Source organism: Acinetobacter sp. LCT-H3 (assembly GCF_001866125.1).
Lineage (GTDB): Bacteria > Pseudomonadota > Gammaproteobacteria > Pseudomonadales > Moraxellaceae > Acinetobacter > Acinetobacter schindleri.
On sequence record NZ_MODX01000005.1, the window covers coordinates 19,067 to 38,434 of the forward strand.

The 19,368-nt window shown below is 43.9% G+C and carries 17 protein-coding genes and 2 pseudogenes; 11 read left to right on the forward strand and 8 right to left on the reverse strand.

The genetic code is table 11. The features are described from left to right. The first annotated feature begins 13 nt into the window (after nt 1-13). Nucleotides 14-907: pseudogene (locus BK820_RS04155) on the forward strand (LysR substrate-binding domain-containing protein). 129 nt (nt 908-1,036) lie between these two features. Then, nucleotides 1,037-1,639, forward strand: coding sequence for a glutathione S-transferase family protein (locus tag BK820_RS04160; protein WP_081409036.1), 603 nt, complete (start codon nt 1,037-1,039; stop codon nt 1,637-1,639). 89 nt (nt 1,640-1,728) lie between these two features. On the opposite strand, the pseudogene BK820_RS04165 reads toward BK820_RS04160, so the two are convergent. Both BK820_RS04165 and BK820_RS04170 read right to left on the reverse strand, forming a co-directional pair. Next, nucleotides 1,729-3,333, reverse strand: a pseudogene (locus BK820_RS04165) (bifunctional 3-(3-hydroxy-phenyl)propionate/3-hydroxycinnamic acid hydroxylase). A 366-nt stretch (nt 3,334-3,699) separates the two neighbouring features. After that, nucleotides 3,700-3,936 carry a hypothetical protein gene (locus BK820_RS04170; RefSeq protein WP_071320197.1) on the reverse strand — a complete coding sequence of 79 codons (237 nt, stop codon included), beginning with the start codon at nt 3,934-3,936 and terminating at the stop codon, nt 3,700-3,702. A 398-nt stretch (nt 3,937-4,334) separates the two neighbouring features. On the opposite strand from BK820_RS04170, the gene BK820_RS04175 reads away from it, so the two are divergent. The 5 genes from BK820_RS04175 (at nt 4,335) to BK820_RS04195 (ending at nt 9,119) form a co-directional block, all read left to right on the forward strand. Further along, entirely contained in the window at nt 4,335-5,357 is a 1,023-nt protein-coding gene (locus BK820_RS04175; RefSeq protein ID WP_071320198.1) for a CobW family GTP-binding protein, read from the forward strand. Between the two features lie 81 nt (nt 5,358-5,438). Next, nucleotides 5,439-5,969 carry a YaeQ family protein gene (locus BK820_RS04180; RefSeq protein ID WP_071320199.1) on the forward strand — a complete coding sequence of 177 codons (531 nt, stop codon included), beginning with the start codon at nt 5,439-5,441 and terminating at the stop codon, nt 5,967-5,969. 87 nt (nt 5,970-6,056) lie between these two features. Continuing rightward, nucleotides 6,057-6,680, forward strand: coding sequence for an MgtC/SapB family protein (locus BK820_RS04185; RefSeq protein ID WP_004814826.1), 624 nt, complete (start codon nt 6,057-6,059; stop codon nt 6,678-6,680). Nucleotides 6,681-6,759: 79 nt separating this feature from the next. Beyond that, nucleotides 6,760-7,098, forward strand: coding sequence for an FKBP-type peptidyl-prolyl cis-trans isomerase (locus BK820_RS04190; protein ID WP_004814829.1), 339 nt, complete (start codon nt 6,760-6,762; stop codon nt 7,096-7,098). 173 nt (nt 7,099-7,271) lie between these two features. Then, complete coding sequence (locus BK820_RS04195; RefSeq protein WP_071320200.1) at nt 7,272-9,119, forward strand: sensor domain-containing diguanylate cyclase; 1,848 nt, start codon at nt 7,272-7,274, stop codon at nt 9,117-9,119. On the opposite strand, the gene BK820_RS04200 is transcribed toward BK820_RS04195, so the two are convergent. After that, complete coding sequence (locus BK820_RS04200; protein WP_005222973.1) at nt 9,120-9,587, reverse strand: GNAT family N-acetyltransferase; 468 nt, start codon at nt 9,585-9,587, stop codon at nt 9,120-9,122. A gap of 409 nt (nt 9,588-9,996) precedes the next feature. Here BK820_RS04200 and BK820_RS04205 point away from each other — a divergent pair, with 409 nt between their 5' ends. The 3 genes from BK820_RS04205 to BK820_RS04215 all read left to right on the forward strand — a co-directional run bounded on the left by BK820_RS04205 (nt 9,997) and on the right by BK820_RS04215 (nt 11,653). Further along, nucleotides 9,997-10,488, forward strand: coding sequence for a hypothetical protein (locus BK820_RS04205; protein ID WP_071320201.1), 492 nt, complete (start codon nt 9,997-9,999; stop codon nt 10,486-10,488). Between the two features lie 228 nt (nt 10,489-10,716). Next, entirely contained in the window at nt 10,717-10,989 is a 273-nt protein-coding gene (locus BK820_RS04210; RefSeq protein WP_071320202.1) for a hypothetical protein, read from the forward strand. 166 nt (nt 10,990-11,155) lie between these two features. Then, the gene (locus BK820_RS04215; protein WP_004814839.1) at nt 11,156-11,653 is read left to right on the forward strand and encodes a DUF2505 family protein; all 498 of its coding nucleotides are present in this window, start codon (nt 11,156-11,158) and stop codon (nt 11,651-11,653) included. Nucleotides 11,654-11,716: 63 nt separating this feature from the next. On the opposite strand, the gene BK820_RS04220 is transcribed toward BK820_RS04215, so the two are convergent. After that, nucleotides 11,717-12,997 (reverse strand): MFS transporter, encoded by a 1,281-nt coding sequence (locus BK820_RS04220; protein WP_071320203.1) that lies wholly within the window; start codon nt 12,995-12,997, stop codon nt 11,717-11,719. Between the two features lie 335 nt (nt 12,998-13,332). Here BK820_RS04220 and def point away from each other — a divergent pair, with 335 nt between their 5' ends. Further along, nucleotides 13,333-13,809: a peptide deformylase gene (def, locus tag BK820_RS04225; RefSeq protein ID WP_048882384.1), complete on the forward strand. Its 477-nt coding sequence runs from the start codon at nt 13,333-13,335 to the stop codon at nt 13,807-13,809. A gap of 9 nt (nt 13,810-13,818) precedes the next feature. Here def and BK820_RS04230 read toward each other — a convergent pair whose 3' ends face one another. From BK820_RS04230 to BK820_RS04245, 4 genes are all read right to left on the reverse strand, one after another. Continuing rightward, a complete protein-coding gene (locus BK820_RS04230) occupies nt 13,819-14,256 on the reverse strand; it encodes a YbjQ family protein (RefSeq protein WP_005222964.1) in 438 nt (145 codons plus the stop codon). Between the two features lie 3 nt (nt 14,257-14,259). Continuing rightward, nucleotides 14,260-14,616: a YbjQ family protein gene (locus BK820_RS04235; protein ID WP_048882385.1), complete on the reverse strand. Its 357-nt coding sequence runs from the start codon at nt 14,614-14,616 to the stop codon at nt 14,260-14,262. 110 nt (nt 14,617-14,726) lie between these two features. Further along, nucleotides 14,727-16,190, reverse strand: coding sequence for a multidrug efflux RND transporter AdeIJK outer membrane channel subunit AdeK (adeK, locus tag BK820_RS04240; RefSeq protein ID WP_071320204.1), 1,464 nt, complete (start codon nt 16,188-16,190; stop codon nt 14,727-14,729). Continuing rightward, a complete protein-coding gene (locus tag BK820_RS04245; protein ID WP_071320205.1) occupies nt 16,190-19,366 on the reverse strand; it encodes an efflux RND transporter permease subunit in 3,177 nt (1,058 codons plus the stop codon). Before BK820_RS04245 ends, adeK begins: the two co-directional genes overlap by 1 nt. Nucleotides 19,367-19,368 lie beyond the last annotated feature (2 nt).

Here is a 19,368-nt window from a genome sequence, read left to right on the forward strand (position 1 = left end):
CAGGAATAAGAACATGGAACTTAGACATTTACGTTATTTTTGTATGGTTGCACGCGAACTCAACTTTACTCGTGCTGCGGAAAAGCTAAATACAGTGCAGCCTTCTCTTAGCCAGTAGATCAAAGATCTGGAACAGGAAGTTGGGGTCAAGCTATTAGAACGTTCTAACCGTAAAGTTGAGCTGATCGAAGCAGGAGAGGTATTTCTCAAAGAAGCTTTGCAGAGTCTGGAACATGCTGAACGGGCGATCCAATTGGCTCGCCAAGTCGCAGAAGTGGAAAAAGAGCATCTGGATATTGGCTTTGTACCTGTGGCAGAAATGAAAATTTTCCCTTACATCATGCCGAATATCCGTGCGCATTTTCCGGATTTAAAAGCCCAGTTTCATAGCCTGACCGATGCTGAACAGTTTTCATGGCTTCGCCAGGGGACAATTGATATCGCTTTTACCCGCTATCCAGATCCTTCAGCAGAATTTGAATCGATCAAGATTTTTGATGAGCCATTAACCTTGATCGTACCGCGCGACTCCGATGTAAGAGATATACCTGCCTTAAGTATCAAGAATTTTGCAGGACGTAACTTCGTGATCAGTGATGAACAGGCTTCACCTCAGCTGTTTAATATCATCCATGAATTTTTGAACAAGTCCGGTATTAAGGTCAATGTGGTACAGCATTCCACCAATATTTTGCTGAATGTGAATCTGGTCGGTATGGGAGTAGGCTGGAGTTTAGTACCGGCTTATGTCATTCCGTTATTAGGTGAAAATATTATGGTGAAAAAGACCATCGAGCCGCTCCCGATGATTGGTTTGTATGCGACTTATCGCAAGGATCAGAAACATGAAGTGATTAACCTGATCCTGAAAGTGTTAAAAGAAAAATTCTGCCTGGATTTATTTTAATTTAAGGAGAGGGATCGGCTAGGGAAACCGACACAGATGAGGATGAAATGATTGGTAGCATATCCTCACTCATTACGCTCTAAAATAACGCTATAGTCAGGGAATAAAATAAACCATAGGTCCACGATTATGATGACCTTATATAATAATCCGCAGTCTCGCGGCCTGACTTTGTTGCCCTTGCTGAAAGAGCTGGAAATTGAAAATCAGCTTGAGCAGATTGAAATTGCTTATACTGAGATGCACCAGCCAGCTTATGAGCAGATTAATCCCATGGGCAAGGTTCCATGTCTGGTGGATAACGATATTGTCATTTCAGAAATGGCAGCAATTTATGTCTATCTGGCAGATAAATATCGGGAGAAAGGTCTGGCACCTGCACTAGATGACCCTAAACGCGGGGCTTATCTGAAATGGATGTTCTTCTGCCATGGTCCTTTGACTGAATATATTGATATCAAAAACCTCAAGGTACTTCAGACAGAGATCGAAAAGAATCGTGGAAGCCTGAGCTTTGGTCACGAAGATTCTGTGTTTAGTTTCCTTAAGCAGGGAATACAGAAAGCAAATCCGTATTTACTTGGTGAAAAATGTTCGGCTGCAGATTTATATGTGGCTTATTGTTTAATCTTTGCTATTTCCTCCGAAATATTACCACCTTTTGATGAGTTCAAGCCTTTTCTACAGCAGATGGCGTACCGTGATTCACTCAAAGATATTCCATGGTTTTAGCGATACCGTACTTAGCTGAAACCTTATTTATTGTCATCCATACATAAAAAAACCACGCCGTAGCGTGGTTTTTTAAGTCAGGTCAATTATTATTTAACATGAAGCTTGTTGAACAGCGCCTTGCTTGTGCTTTCCATAGATTGAGGAATGGCAAGAGCTGCTACGAAGCGGTCTGGACGCAGGATGACGATAGAATCTTTGGTCTTGCCAAACCATGTATGGATATCAGTGCCGATATCACCAATGGTAATAACATCTTCATATTGCTTGCGCTGTTGATTAGACAGCTGGACCGCAGGAATGACCTGAATGAACTTCACACCAAGTTTTTTTCATTGCTGCATTGATTCCTTGCTTAAGCCCCATTTCGGATCTACACCCCAGGCAATGATAGCAAAATCATTACCAATGACTTCATCCAGTAATACTGTTTCACCAGATTCCAGTTTGACCTGTGGCTGAATGAACATTTTGCCAACTGGAGAATCTTTCTGAGCATTCGCCAGTAACGCACCATCATGATATTTCGGCATTGGTTTAAAGCGCATTTCCAGCAGGTACTGTTTGATTGGCTTAATATAGTTCAATGCATAGGCAATACCGTCACGCACAAAACCTTGCCATTTTTTCGGTGGCGCAAGCACGTGCCCTGCCATGACTGAAAGATCGATCATCGCTTTGGCATGGTCCTTACGTTCTACCTGATAAGAGTCCAGCAAGTCTGGACCTGCTTTGCCTTGTACCACTAGTGCTACTTTCCAAGCCAGGTTAAAGGCATCACGCATACCGCTGTTATAGCCTTGACCTTGCCATACAGGCATGATGTGCGCAGCATCACCGGCAAGCAGAATACGGTCGGCACGGAATTTGTCCGCAATACGCGCATTATGGGTATAAACACGCTGACGGATCACTTCAATACCATCAGTATTTGGCAGGACTTTAGACAAGAGTTGGGCAATATTTTCTGGCTTGCTCAATTCTTCCTGCGTTTCACCTGGCATGACCATGAATTCGAAACGACGGATACCCTGAGGCAGGGCAGCAGATACATAAGGGCGCACCGGGTCACAGCACAGGTAAATATGCGGGGTTGCCAATGGGTCATTGTCGATATCGATCACAATCCACTGGTTTGGTGCAGTTTCACCCTCAAATGGAATATTTAAAGTACGACGCACATAAGAGTTACCGCCATCACATGCGATCAGGTATTGCGCGCGTACAACTTCCGAACCACCATCTTTGCTCTGAACATTTAGTGTTACGCCGTCAGCATCCTGGCTGAAATGAGTCAGGTGACGAGAGAACAGTACTTCAGTTTTCTTATACTTTTTTAGATCTTGCAGCAGAACATTGTCTACCTGTGGCTGAATAAATGCATTACGGCGAGAGAAGCCAAACTCACGTGTCAGTGGTTGAATATCCGCAAAACAGCGACCTTTTGGAGTCAGGAAACGCATCGCATGGTTGGGTGTAGTATGTGGAAGGACCTGATCCACCAGACCTAATGATTGAATCGTACGCAATGATTCATCATCAATGCCAATTGCACGAGGGTAATCAATCAGGCTGTCCAGCTGTTCAATTACAGTGACCTGTACCCCCTGTTTACTCAGGTAGTTGGCAATCGTCAGACCTATCGGACCTGCACCCAAAATGGCTACTTCAGTTGTGTAATTTGCATTGCTTATCGCAAGGTTCCTTAAATCCGTCCAGAATGAAGTTGATTAAGGGCTAAATCCAAAGTCTAAACAAGCTATGCCATAGTCGGTGCTACATAGTTATAATGCATGGTGAAAAAGCAATTTTAATATTTATATTATTGATAAATATTAAAATTCATTAATATATCTCATAGTCGGGAGTGATTTAATAATCATCATTTATTATGGTGGAAAGCAAAAAGAGCTTAGAAAAACGGCTGAATGCAGAGGTCTGCAATCAGCCATTTAAAGTTCCTGTAGAGTATGGACCATAAATCCACTGGAGAGTTACCCAACAGGAGCTATGAGTACCCGAATGAACGGCTACTCATTATCGGTAAAAGCAAAATTGCCTTATTGAGCAGAGGATGCTTTTGGTGTTTTAGTTGCAGGTTCTACAGCTGCTTCAGACGCTGGTTGTTCTGCAGTCGCCGGAGCAGTTGCAGCTTGAGTTTCAGGAAGCTCCTGAGTGCTCACGACAACTTTTTCTTCTTCAGTTGTTGCTTTGCTATCTGTGGTTTTAGTTGCTGCGAAGCTAGTTGCCGCTGCTGCACTTAGTGTGGTTGCAAGTAGAATTTGAGCATAGTTCATGTTTGGCATCCTTATAGGTTTTATTCACAAGTCATTTATTGTGTTGACCATCACATCAACACAACAGGGACTTATGCTAGGGACTGAAAATTCGTACCGCAATTGATTTAACAGAAGGTACAGAACAATATATACGTCCGATATACAAAACTCAGGGTTATGTTTTATTTTGGTTAAATTTAACCCCAAAAAATCAATTAAAATGTTTTAAAACATTTCATAATTGGTTAAATTTTAAGCTTATGTCAGTGGTTGCCTACGCTGAAAATTGGTAAAAACTGACAGAATTGAAGTTTTGAGGAACTTACTAGTTACATCAGTAAATTAACTCCCTGCAAGCCAAATGGCATTGTTATAATGTATCAATCTCCTCATTTTCATTGCTATGTGAGCTCGCCTTGAAACTCCTTTCTCCTTCATCTGCAGTGCCCGTGCATATTATTTCCGGTTTTTTAGGGGCAGGAAAAACCACACTACTGAAGCATTTGCTCAGTCAAAAGCCGGAAAATGAAGTCTGGGCAGTATTGATGAATGAGTTTGGTCAGATTGGCGTCGACCAGCAATTATTACCTCAGGATCAGGGCTATGCAGTAAAAGAACTGTTGGGTGGCTGTTTATGTTGTAGCAGTCAGTTGCCGATGCAGATTGCTTTATCCCGGCTATTGTCAGAAACCAAACCGGACCGGCTATTTATTGAACCCACAGGACTCGGGCATCCCGGGCAATTGCTGGAGCAGCTCACCGAACCGCATTGGCAGAGTCATTTGAAAATGCAGGCTTTGGTCACGGTAGTCGATGGTTCACGTTTACATGATCAGGATTGGACGCATCAGAACCTGTATGCGGATCAGCTCAAGGCTGCACATATTGTCATTGTGTCGCATACCGATTTAATGACTGCAGAAGATCAGGAAAGTTTGAAACAGCTACAGCAGGAGTACCAGGCTTATAGCCAGGTCTGGTTATTTAGTGCAAATGGCCAGATTGATATTGAACAGCTCAAGCAGGACTATATCGGTTCTGTTCGTCAGATTCAGCCCTTGTTAAAACAGCAGCGTTCCCTTGGCGCAGATGTGGTTGCAGTGAAAATCCAGCAGCTACCTTATCATTATGTGGAATTCGCACAAGGTTATGCAGTGGCTGGCTGGAAGTTGCCAAAACGCTGGCAGTTTGATTTTTATGATCTGCTTGATTTGCTCTGTGAACAGCAGGACTGGCTACGTATCAAAGGGATTTTTAATACCAATCAGGGCTGGAAAAGCTTTAACTTTAATCCGGAGCAGTTTAACTATCAGTCAGCAGAAGAGGGTATTGATAACCGGGTCGAGATTATTTACCAGACTGAACGTGACTGGCTGAATTTTGAAACTGCGCTGATGCAATGTCGGATTGATGCGGAAGCAGGACATTCTGCTGGCTAAATTTTCTGGCATGGCGATAAATCTGTTCAGCAAAATCGATATAAATCTTATATGCTAGGCGCCAAATTTGAGGATTGTGTTATGGCGATTAAAGCAACGATTTACAAGGCTGACCTGAATATTGCCGATATGGATAACCATCGTTATCAAGACTATCAGTTAACGATGGCATTGCATCCTTCGGAAACCATTGAACGTCTAATGGTGCGTGTTTTGGCTTATGCACGTTTTGCTGGTGAAGCGCTTGAATTTACTAAAGACCTGTTTGAAACTGATGAACCTGCTCTCTGGGAGAAAGACCTGACCAGTCAACTGATACAGTGGATCGAAGTCGGCTTGCCCGATGAAGATAAGGTCAAAAAGGCAAGTGCCCGTTGCAAGAAAGTTGCAGTCGTGGCTTATGGTACTTCTGTCGATGAATGGTACAAGCGCAGTTCTAAACTGAAGACCCTATCCAATGTGGAAGTGTGGAAGCTGTCTCCGGCCAGTACCGAAGCGGTACAACAACTGTGTGAACGCACTATGCAGTTGCAGCTAAACATCATGGATAGTGAATGGACTTTGATTGGCGATCAGGCACAGGCTGTAATTGAGTGGGAACAGTTACAATAACAACTCACAAGGATGCAAGTTTCGACTTGTATCCTCGCCCCAATATTTCGTATATCTGGAGAGAATAATAAGTTCCAGGGACGAAGCATGTATCATGAACTTTATGATTTGCTGTTAGCAGTCGTGATTGGTGCGGTTATTGGAGCAGAACGGGAATATCATAGTAAATCTGCCGGACTGCGTACAATGATCATGGTCAGTCTGAGTTCCTGTCTATTTACTATTATTTCCTTAAAAATCGGCGTCGCCAACCCCGACCGTCTGGCAGCCAATGTCTTAACTGGCCTGGGTTTTCTGGGAGCCGGAGTGATTTTAAAAGATGATAACCGGATTTCTGGTATTACCACTGCAACTACGATCTGGATGACAGCTGCACTGGGCATGGCAGTCGGTGCCGGCTATGAACTGTTAAGTGTCTGGGCAACGGTGATCGTGCTGATCGTACTGGTTCTACTGGTCTATGTGCAACGTGGGATTGAGCATCTGAATCAAGAACGTAACTACGAAATTGTCTGTCCTTTTGAGCAGCATGAGCCGGATCATTATGAAAAACTGTTTAAACAATACAAATTAAAAGTCATTCATTCCAGCCAGCAAAAAATTGACCGGCGGATCACAGGCCGCTGGATCCTGATGGGTTCGGCTAAAAATCACCAGAAATTAACCCAGTATTTATTACAGGATAAGAAGATTCAGGAACTCAGCTTTTGATCCATTGCAGTTAAAGTCTGAGGAATTTGGCTCAATCGTGTTTATACTAGGGCTATTTGCAAAATGAAGGATATTGGCGATGACCAAAGAACTAGAAATTATTGACCTGGTGGTGGGTGAAGGTAAAGAAGCGGTAAAAGGTGCACTGATTACCACGCATTACACTGGCTGGCTGGAAGATGGAACCAAGTTTGATTCATCGCTGGATCGTGGTAATTATTTTGAGACGGTCATCGGCACTGGTCGTGTGATTAAAGGCTGGGATCAAGGCATCATCGGCATGAAAGTGGGGGGCAAACGTAAGCTGATCGTACCTGCTCATCTGGCTTATGGTGAACGTAAAATGGGGAACATTATCCCGGCAAATTCCAACCTGATTTTTGAAATCGAACTGTATGACGTTAAAACACGTGACTGATATTATATGACTTTCTGAACAGTACAATATGTCAGGAATTCAGCAGCAGGATAGCTCGTCGGTTATCCTGCTTTTTTATATGAAAAATCATTGGCAATATCCAACATTCCACGTACATTAGAATTAATAACAGTAGCTACAGGATGGCCTTTTTGCTCAGGTTTAGGGGGATTATGCTGATATTGGCATCGTGGTTGATGCTGATATTTTTGATGGGGACTACACGGATCGTGTGGGCTCAATATGACGCTGCTCCAGAATCTTATTTCCTAGCTCATCAGAATGAGGTCACCGAACTAAAATTTGATGAAGATAGTACCACCTTGTTGCAAGGCAAATGGCAGTTCTATCCACGTCAGTTCATTGAGCAACCAGATCCTGAACTCGAATCACAAGTAGTTGAACTTCCAGCTTCATTCAAGAGTCTCACCGGAACCAATGCCACTTATGGCACTTTTATTAGCCATTTTAAAATTCCCAAAAAATTTATCGGACAACGTTTAGCGATTCAGATTCCGAGTCAGTATGGTGCTTATAGCATTTATTTAAATGGGGATATCTTGCTGCGTCTTGGCAAAATCAGTAAAACCCCGACAGGGCAGGTGACTGAAAAGGCTCCTAAGATCGCATCTATTGTGCCACAGAATGAATATTTTACCTTAAGTATTCAGGTTTCCAACTATACTAATTTACATGGCGGACTAGAAAAGCCTCTGAAAATTGGCCCTTCTGCGACCATTAACCGACAGTTTATGTTGCAAATGCTGAGTATTGCTTTGGTCTGTGGCACAGTGCTGGGTGTAGGACTATTTACCATTTTATTTTCCCTGTTTCGCGGATCTGTGGAGCGAAATAGCCGCAGTGTATTTATTTTTGGCTTATTTATTATTTTTTTGGCACTGCATAATCTGTTTTCTGCGCCACATCCATACGCCATTGTAAGTAAAATCAGTTGGTTATGGGGCGCTCGTCTAGAATATCTGTTCACTTTTCTGGCAATCTTATTCTTCCTGAGCTACATGTACCTGTTTAAGCCGCGTTATATCCGACGTTCAATTTATTACGTAGGTGCGGGATTACTAATTTTTAATATCGCAGTAACCTTGTTTAGCACACCAGAAGTTTTTGAGCGTCTGGCTTTGTATAGCGTTATCTATGGTCTGGTGATACTGGGTAATTTTATTTACGGGTTTTATGTGACACTTTCTCAAGGAGATGAATATTCGTTCACTAACCTGTTTGCCATCATCTTTTTGTGTGTGACCTTTCTTAATGATTATCTGGTATTACTGAATGTAATTGAGAGCGTGCATCTGTCATTTATTTCGACCAGCCTGTATGTCTTGATCATTATGTTTCAACAATCTCGTAATTATGCCCATCAAACCTACTATACCGAGCGACTGAATAATAAATTAATGATCTTGAACAGTTCACTGGATCAGAAAGTCAAAGCACGTACCGAGCAACTGCGTGAACTGAATGCCAAACTCGAACATCAGGTGAATATTGATGCTTTGACGGGTGCCTATAACCGGCGTGCCTTAAATGAAGAAATCCAGCGCCTGTTTAATCAGACCATTCAACATCCTGAACAGACCTTGTCCTTTGCAATGATCGATGTGGATTACTTTAAAAAATATAATGATTATTATGGTCACTTAAAAGGTGATGAAGTATTACAACGGCTGGTTCAGGTGATTCAGCAGGTTCTGCCTAAACAGGGATATTTAGCGCGTTACGGAGGGGAAGAATTCGCAATTCTATTACATGATATGCCGATTGCGGAAGCCCGTGAAATTCTTGAAATCGTCCTGCTTGCAGTACGTGCAGAACAGTTAGAGCATGATAACCGCGGGGATGATAAAGATTATGTTACTGTAAGTATAGGGGTTGCCTATATGGATGCTCATCATCCTTATGCGGATATTCATACACTAATGAAAACAGCAGACCAGCATCTGTATGAAGCCAAACTTGCAGGTAGAGACCAAATCAAAAGCAAGGCTGTGGCAGCCTGATCAGAACTGAGGATAGGTGCTGGAAGATAAAGCTTTGAACAGGTGCAACGCAGGTTCATCCTGCATGTGGGGAGAAATATTCTGAAAACCAAGTTTAGTATAGTAGGGCAATGCAGTTCGTGTAGTTTCAATTTCAAGACGGTCAATTTTTTTAGGCGTCATAAAATCCAGCATGTAATAAAATAACTGTGTTCCATATCCCATGCGCTGCATACCGCTACTTACATAATGCATGCGGATTTCTCCCTGATCACTCACCATCAGAAAACCGACCACTCTGTCATGTACGGTATACACCCAGCAATCATTATATAGCATTTCCACAATCAGGGTGGAATGGGTAAATGCTTCAAGCCAGGTTTGTATACGGGTTTCCTCACGTTGATGATCCATGACACAGGAGCGAATACTGTCATGAACAACGTGTACAATTTGAGGAATATCCTGAACCTTTCCTTCACGAATCATAAGGCAAATTTAACTAAACTAAATAATAACGAGTGTTTCATTTAGCAGCATCTAAAGTATGAATGAAAGTCTAGGATTGTTATATTTTTAGGGAATTTTCCGGCAAAAAAACTCTTTATACAGCGTTTCTGTGGCGCATTTGTGTGGCTTGTTTAAATTGTTAGACAGCGTGTATTGATTTTTATTCGCATTTCCATTAGAGCTAAATTCTTTAGTCAGGATAAAAAATATTTTAGAAGTATTTAAAGAAATTATCCTATAGTGGGAAATATAAATTTTTCGAAATATTTTGAAATGACTAAAGTTGGGTATTTTTCAATCAATATGTTATGGTTTGTAAATGAACTGTAATTGAGTAGATCTGTGGTTACAGATTGAAGATAAGAAAAATGAATAAGAGGCTTATCCTATGGTCAAAGTAATGCTTATTATCTGTAGTGTTTTGGTGATGTATGTTGCCTGGATAATCGCCTTCAAAATCTATAAAGCCCGCTATCATGGTCAGCGCTTAAAGCCTGAAGCAGTGCCGCCATCTTCCCAAGATCAAACGTCTATTTCTACTGCACAAAAGCCACATGAACTGGCTATGACGGTAGATGCTTATGAGCTAGAACTGTTCGATGATATCGCTAAAATGTTATTCAAGCAGCCCGCGATTATTACCGAGCGTACTCAGGCTGAAGGGTTACAGCAGAAATGGTTGAATCGAATGCCGCTGCAGACCAATAGTGTGATCCGAAAAATGGACTTGGGAGAGTGGTCTATTTACTGGAATTTTTACGGTCAATCCATCGAGTATTATGTGGGACGTTATGGAGTTTTCTATACGCATGTGGACCGGCATGGAGAAGAACATCGATATGAACATCGTTTCGAGTCAGACCATGCACATTGTGCCTAATAAAGTTTTGAATGAATACGGATAACTGTTCAGGTTGATGCAATCTGTTTGGTCTATAAATTTCTTAACTATTAGTAGCCCTCATTCTTGTTTTTTGTCTATTGATGAAGCCAGTGCATATATTCTATAGGATCGAGGTCCTCAGCCATATGTCACTGTGCAAATATCCCTGTCTGTTATTCGCAAGCAGTCAGCATGCTAAAATCTGCTTTTGTCAGGAGCACGACAATGCTGATTGACTTCCGGCAGGCCCAACTGGGTCTTTTTATCGAATTGGCATGGAAAATTCAGGCACAGCCGCAGCAGTATCTCCAGTTTGATTCGGTATCAGATTTTTATAAGGCTACCTGGCTGAATAATTTTCCGAAAGGTACGACCTGGTATACCTCTGGGCTGGATGATGGTGCAGATGAGTTTGAAGCTGTCATTTGCTATCCCGGAGCCAAGCTGATCATCAGTAGTGGCGTGAAAACTCAAGTGTGGTTAAAGGTGGATGATTGACTGATGTGCCTTAATTTACCTAAACACTGCATAATGACTCTGGATCAGAAATTCAGTTTAATACTTTCGATATACAGCAAAGTTATCTGATTCTGAATTTGGCTTTATAATAAGCTTCCCCAATACAAGCGACATCCACAATTTAAAAAATAAAAAGGAAAACCACATGGCACATCAATTTACTGTAAAGGCAAACATCAATGGTGTTTCTATTGATGAATTTAAACGTCTGGTCAGTGATATCAGCATGCACGAAGCGGTCTGTCGTCGTATTCCGGCGCAGAACATGGAGATTCTGGTTTCTGAGAAACAGGGTGAAATCTATACCTTGAAACGTGCATATAATTTGGACGTGAATATTCCAGATATCGCAAAAAAACTGTTACGTGATGCTTTTCGTCTGCAACGTACCGACATCAGTAATCTGGAACATTTAACTTCTACAGTGGAGCTTGGTGCTAACCTGCCAATCGAAGCGACTTGCCAACGCGCAGTAAAAGGTGATGAACGTCAGATTGAGTTTCAACTGGACTGGACCGTAAAAGTAAAGGTGCCATTGGTCGGCGGCATGCTGGAAAAACATGCGGAAGGCGAAATCCGCAAATTTAGCCAGATTGAAATCAGTATCATTGAAGATGAAATCCGTAAAAGCCTGACTGCCTAAATGGCAAGAAGGTCAAAGAAAGAGCCCATATTTGGGCTCTTTTTTATCACAATATTTTATTGATCAGACTACCGATTTTTCAAATTTACTTCTGTAAATCAGGGCAGTGAACAGGGTCACCAGACATACAGTCCAGACATAGTACATTGCACCAATATTGCTATACAGGCTAAGCCATTGTACGAGTGGCAAGGTAATTCCGCCGGCAATGGCATAGGCCAGATTGTAAGAGAAAGAGATACCGGTAAAGCGGATCTGTGCCGGAAACATTTTCACCATGCTGTAAGACACCATCCCGACTGTACCGGAGCTTAAACCTAACAACATATACAGCATGAACACGGTTGACGGTGCAACATGGCCTAGGCTGTTATAGAAAATGCCCGCCATAGTTGCAACTAGAAGAGAACCAAACAGAATGACACGCCCAGCACCAAAACGATCGGCCAATATACCTGCCAGTACACAGCCCACCATTTGCATCACAATCGCCGCACTTTGCATTTTGAAAGCATCGGCACGTTCAAAACCAAAAGCACCAACCAGCAGGTTTGGCATCGCCAGAATCAGCACCACTACACAGCCCGTCAAGAACCAGGTAAAAAGCATTCCAATCACGACACCGGTTTTATGCTTTGCCAGAACCTGTTTCACCGGCAATTCTTTTGCCAGTTCTTTTTTGGCCTGCATGGCTTTAAATACCGGTGTTTCTTTCAGGTAACTCCGCAGGTACAACGCTACAAAACCAAAAATACCACCGAGGATAAAGGGAATACGCCATGCCCAGTCTTTAATTTCTGCTTCAGAGAACTGTAAGGAAATAAAGAGTGACATCAAGGCTCCCAGCAGAATCCCGAGTGACAAGCCTGCGGTAAGCACACCATTGGCAATCCCGATACGGCGTTCAGGGACATGTTCAGAAACAAAGGTCCAGGCAGCAGGAATTTCACCACCAATGGCAATTCCTTGTAGCACACGCATTAACAGCAACAGAATTGGCGCTGCATAACCAATGCTTTCAAAGGTCGGCATGACCCCGATCATCAGAGTAGGGAGTGCCATTAACAGAATTGACAGGCTAAACAGTCGTTTACGTCCAATTAGATCACCAAAATGTGCCATCACTACACCGCCCAATGGACGGAAGAAATAACCCGTAGCAAAAATGCCGTAAGTATTCAACATGGCCCAGAAAGGACTGAGTGTGCTGGGGAAGAACAGCTCTGAAATGAGCTTGGCATAAAACACATAGATGACAAAATCATAAAACTCGAGCGCGCCGCCCAGTGATGAAAGTCCAAGAGTGCGTTTATCTGCTTGTGACAGGCGCGGAGGTGCATCCATGCTGAAATCCTTAATCCATTACTGAGTATTTGTTTGATTTTAAAAGAAACATTTTTTATTGAATAATCAATCTTTCTTTGCTCAAAATAAACTAAAAGTTATAAAAAAAGATATTTATAAAATGCTTTGGAATAATAAAAGTTGAAATTGAGCAAAGAACTGAACTAAAAAATAGAGATGATTGATTTTTTAGTTCATATTGATGTTCTTTCCTGATCAGGCTATTCGTTTAAACAGTTTTCAGTGATACAGATTACAAAAAAATCTGCTTTGGAACGCGCTAAAACTGGCTTATAAAGAGTAGAGGCATTGCCTTAAATGAAGAGAGATTTGACATGACTGTGTTAACCGTGGCCAGGCAAGGTGAGGCAATTTTAGGACTCGTTGCAACTGCTGTGGCAGATTCGGAATTCGGCAGTGAGTGGCTGTATCAGCTCAATAAAGCCATGATGGATACCATGCTTGACCGTCAGGGGGTAGGTATTGCTGCCCCACAAGTGTATATTTCCAAGCGGATCATTATTGTTGCTTCACGTCCAAACCTGCGTTATCCCGATGCACCGTATATGGAAGCAGTGACAATGCTCAATCCGGAAATTGTACATGTTTCTGAAGCACAAGTTCTGGGTGAAGAAGGCTGTTTGAGTGTGCCGGATCAAAGAGGCAAAGTTGCCCGGGCACAAGATATTCGGGTGCGTTATTACACCATGGAAGGTGTGCAGGTTGATGCTGAATTTAGTGGCTTTGCTGCACGGATTGTGCAGCATGAAATCGATCATCTGAATGGAATATTATTCACTGAGAGACTTTGAATCTTAGACTTAAGGCTTTTTAATGGCAGTGCCATAAGCAAAGACTTCCACCATTCCACCTTGCATGCCCAGTTCTGTAGTACTCAAGCGTAATCCCATAATCTGAGTAGCACCGATTTTCTCAGCTTCACGCTTCAGGCGAACAACAGCTTCCCGGCGTGCACGTTCCACAATACTTTCATAGCTGACCAGACGTCCACCCAAAATGTTCTGAATATTGGCAATCACATATTTAAAATAATCATGGGAAATCACTACATTGGAGCTAATCAGCTGACCTTCAAATTCTGAAGTTGTAAAACGGTGAGTATCCAGCACAATATGAGCAAGCCGTACTTCCTGTTCCGCCAGCTCTTTTAGATGTTTTCGTTCATAATAACGACCAAAGCCAAAACCTACCGAAAACAGCAGGGCAAAAACGACAAACTGAAAAATCAGGTTATCCATAGCTTAACCTGCTGACGGGAAGGGATCTGGAAGCTTTGGAACATTCGGCTCCACTACCACCGCTGTACCATATACAAACAGTTCAGATGCACCTTGGGCGATGTTAGACGTTGAGAAACGAATGCCGACAATTGCATTGGCACCCATCTGACGAGCTTTTTCAATCATCCGGTTCATCGCTTCTTGGCGCGATTCTTCCAGAAGTTCGGTATAGGCAGTCAGCTCACCGCCAACAATATTTTTCAAACCTGCGAGCAAATCACGGCCAACGTGTTTACTACGTACCGTACTGCCATAGACCACATCGATTTGACGGCTAATAACATGTCCCGGGACGGATTCCAGATTACTGAGTAGCATAAGGGATAGAGAACCTGATTCTGTTCCTTTGAAGATAAGAAACTCCAAGATAAAAAGCAATAAAAAAGCCCACCGAAGTGAGCTTTTTCAATAAGATCGAAAACCGAGACTTACTGCTGATTTGCCTGTTTACGTTCAGCTGTAGATGGCGGGTATTGAATCGTATCTGAGGTATTGGTTTTTAAACCACCACCCAGAGATTTGTACAATTCTACCTGGTTGTTCAGGTTCGCCTGTTCCAGCAATAACAAGCCTTGTTCGGCTGCATATGAAGTACGCTGTGCATCTAAGACAGTTAAATAGCTGTCAATCCCAGCACGGAAGCGGGCATTGGACAGACGATATGTCGTATTGGTTGCATCCACCAGACGACGTTGTGCAGCTAAACGGTCGCCAATGTTCTGACGCACTGCTAGTGCATCGTTGACTTCACGGAATGCAGTCTGAATGGATTTTTCATAATCTGACAGCGCAATTTGCTGATCTGTTTCAGAAATACGAATATTGGCCTGACGTGTACCCCAATCGAAAATTGGAATATCCAGACTTGGGCCTATAGACCACGCAAAACTGCCAGATTTGAACAGATCACCCAGATCCGCAGATGCAAAACCTGCAGAACCCGTCAGACTGATCGTTGGGTACAGACGTGCACGGGCAGCCCCAATATTGGCACCTGCCGCAGACAGACGGTATTCAGCTGCACGTACATCCGGACGGTTAATCAGTAGGTCACTTGGTAAGCCAGCACCTAGTGCTGCATTAGAGGTAATGCGGGTAACACGTTGTGCCGGTAACAGGTTAGCCGGTACAGGTTGACCCACAAGCAGGTTTAGCAGGTTTTGTGCCTGAGCCACCTGGGTGCGATAGTTGGCAACATCATTACGCGCAGTTTCAACAGAAATTTGCGCCTGACGTACTGGAAGTTCGCTATCGATCCCAACATCAAAACGTTTCTTGTTCAGGTTGTAAGATTCAAGCTGGGCTTTCAGCGTTTGCTCAGCCAGCGCCAGATTGGCATTGGCAAATGAGTAACTCAGCCATGCTTGGGCCACCTGACCGATCAGAGAAATCTGAGTCGCATCACGCGCACTTTGAGTCGCCAGATAAGTATCCAGTGCATTGTCACGCAAGCTGCGCACACGACCCCAGAAATCCAGCTCAAATGCAGTTACGCCTAGACCGACATTATAAGTCGTTACAGCGCCACGGCTTTGCGGGTTGTTACTGCCAGTATCCTGACGTAACACGCTGCCGCTCGCACCAATGGTTGGCAGGCGGTCATTTTCAGAAATCTGATAAGCCTGTTGGGCACGCTGAATGTTTAATGCGGCAGTACGCAAATCACGGTTATTGGTCAATGCCAAGTCCAGTACCTGTAACAGGCGCTGGTCAGCAAAGAATTCTTTATAACCCTGTTCTGCTACAGAAGTACCTGAAGCATTGGTATAACTGCTTGGGATATTTGCCTCTGCAACGGGCTCTGGGCCACGCATGCTTTGACATGCAGTCAAAGCAAGCGCGAGGGCAGATACCGCAATGCTACGACCTGTAATAGACCATATATTTTGCATTACGACTTGTACTCCTGATTTTGTTGTTTTGGTTTGTATTTAAAGATACTTCGAATCCACACGTAGAATACAGGAATAAAGAAGATACCTAAAAGAGTCGAACTGATTACACCACCAAGGACACCATAACCGACGGAGTGCTGGCTACCCGCACCGGCACCTGAAGCAAGTGCTAGTGGAAGTATACCAAAACCGAAGGCAAGAGTGGTCATGATAATTGGACGTAAACGCATTTTTGCCGCATGCAGGGTCGCATCAAACAACTCTTCGCCCTGTTCCTGCAGCTCTTTGGCGAACTCCACAATCAAGATTGCGTTTTTCGCAGAAAGACCAATTACGGCAATAATCGCTACCTGGAAGTAGATGTTATTCGACAGGTTCGGGTCTTTAAACAGAATCATACCGCCAAAGGTCAATAGTAATGCACCCACGATACCTAGTGGTACAACCAGAAGAACCGAGAATGGAATTGACCAGCTTTCATACAATGCAGCCAGACACAGGAACACGATCAACAGTGAAAGCGCGTACAAGAATGGTGCCTGTGCGCCAGACTCACGTTCTTCCAGAGACAGACCAGTCCATTCATAGTCGAAACCTTGCATGCCCATTTCAGGAAGCTTGGCAATGATTTCTTCCATCGCACGCATTGCATCACCTGAGCTCACGCCCGGTGCCGGTGTACCCTGAATGTTCATCGCAGATACACCATTATAGCGTTCCAGACGAGGCGAACCATAAGTCCATTCACCCGTTGCGAATGCCGAGAACGGAACCATTTCGCCACGGTTGTTACGAACATACCACTGGTTCAGGTCTTCCGGCATCATACGAGAGCTGGCTTCACCCTGAACGTACACTTTTTTCACACGACCACGGTCAAGGAAGTCGTTGATGTACGAACCACCCCACGCCATGCTCATGGTGCTGTTAATTTCAGCAACACTGACACCGAGTGCACCGGCTTGTGCATGATCGACAATGACACGGTACTGTGGAGTATCTTCCTGACCATTTGGACGCACACCAGCGAGACGCGAGTCTTGTGCTGCCAGCCCCAGAATCGTATTACGTGCTGCCAGAAGTTGCTCATGACTTTGACCACTTGCAGCTTTGAGCTGTAAGTTAAAGCCAGCCGATACACCAAGTTCAGGCATCGCAGGAAGCTGCAATGGCATGATATAAGATGCATCTTTGACAATCATGTTCAACGCCATACCACGTTGAATAATGGCACCGACTTGAGCTTCCGGACTGTTACGCTCTGACCAGTCTTTCAGTTTAATAAACGCTAGGCCTGCGTTTTGACCCACACCGGTAAAGGAGAAACCTGCCACACTAAACACGGACTCGACATGCTCTTTCTCGTTTTCCAAGAAATAATTCGTCATGGTGTTAACCACGTTGTCAGTACGTTCCAGTGTTGCATTTGGTGGTAACTGAACCAGCGTCATAACGACACCTTGGTCTTCATCCGGTAAGAACGAAGAAGGCAGTTTCTGGAATAACAGCACAATAATACCCAGTACCACGGCATACACCACGCCTGAGAAAATCTTGCTGTGAGTCATACGGTTGACGCCGCCCTGATATTTCACAGAAACCTTGTCAAAACTGCTATTAAACCAGCGGAAGAAACGCGCAAATATACCATTACTTTGCGGCTTGTTCGGATCATGCTGTTTCAGCAGGGTCGCACATAGGGCAGGGGTAAAGGTTAATGCCACTATCAGCGACAAGACCATTGCTGTGACCAGCGTAATCGAGAACTGACGATAAATAACCCCGGTGGTTCCACCGAAGAAAGCCATTGGAACGAATACTGCCGATAGCACCGAGGTAATACCAATCAGTGCACCAGAAATCTGTTTCATCGACTTTTCAGTTGCAGAAACCGGATCCAGATGCTCTTCCACCATGACCCGTTCGACGTTCTCGACCACAACAATCGCGTCATCGACCAGAAGACCAATCGCCAGTACCATGGCAAACATGGTTAGGGTATTAATCGAGAAGCCAAAAACGTTAATCACCGCAAAGGTACCCAATACCACGACTGGAACTGCCATGGTTGGAATAATGGTAGCACGCCAGTTCTGCAGGAACAGGAACATGACCAGGAACACTAGAATAATTGCTTCGATCAGCGTTTTAACTACACTCTTGATCGACAGTTCAATAAATGGCGTGGTGTCAAAAGCCAGTTGGTCGACCATGCCTTGCGGATAGTTCGGACGTAACTGCTCTAAGCGTTCTTCTACTGCTTGGGCTGTATCAAGTGCGTTAGCACCAGTGGCAAGTTTAATTGCCACACCACCAGCCGGTTTACCGTTAAACTTCGAATCAAACTGGTAGTTGTCTGCACCTAGTTCTACACGTGCGACATCGCCCAGACGGACTTGAGCACCTGAAGTGGTGTTTTTCAGGAAGATATTGCTGAACTGTTCTGGAGTTTGCAGCAGGCTTTGTGCGGTGACAGTCGCATTCAGAACTTGTCCTTCAACAGCTGGTGCACCACCGAGCTGACCCACAGCGACCTGAGCATTCTGGGTACGAATGGCAGTCGCAATATCACTTGGCGTGACTTGCAGGCTCGCCATTTTGGCTGGATCAAGCCAGATTCGCATAGCATAAGAACCACCAAAGACCTGAACTTCACCCACCCCAGCCACACGGCTTAAAGGTTCAGAAATGTTCGAATTTACATAGTCTTTGATATCATCGGCGTTCATGCTGCCATCAGGTGAATAGAAAGCCAATACCTGCAGGAAGCTGGCGCCTGATTTGGTAACACGCACACCCTGACGCTGTACATCTTCAGGAAGAAGTGCAGTCGCAGACTGTAGTTTGTTCTGAACCTGAACCTGTGCGATATCAGGATCGACACCTTGTTCAAAGTTCAAGGAAATAGACGAAGAACCGTTACCCGCACTGTTAGATGAGATATAACGCAGACCATCCAGACCATTCATTTGCTGCTCGATGATCTGAGTTACAGTATTTTCGACCGTTTCAGCAGATGCACCTGGATAAGTCGCAGAAATCGTAACTGTAGGCGGTGCAATGGTTGGATACTGGGCAATCGGCATTTTGGTCAGGGTCAAAATACCTGCCAGCATGATGACCAGTGCAATCACCCAGGCAAAGATAGGACGATGAATAAAAAATTGAGCCATAA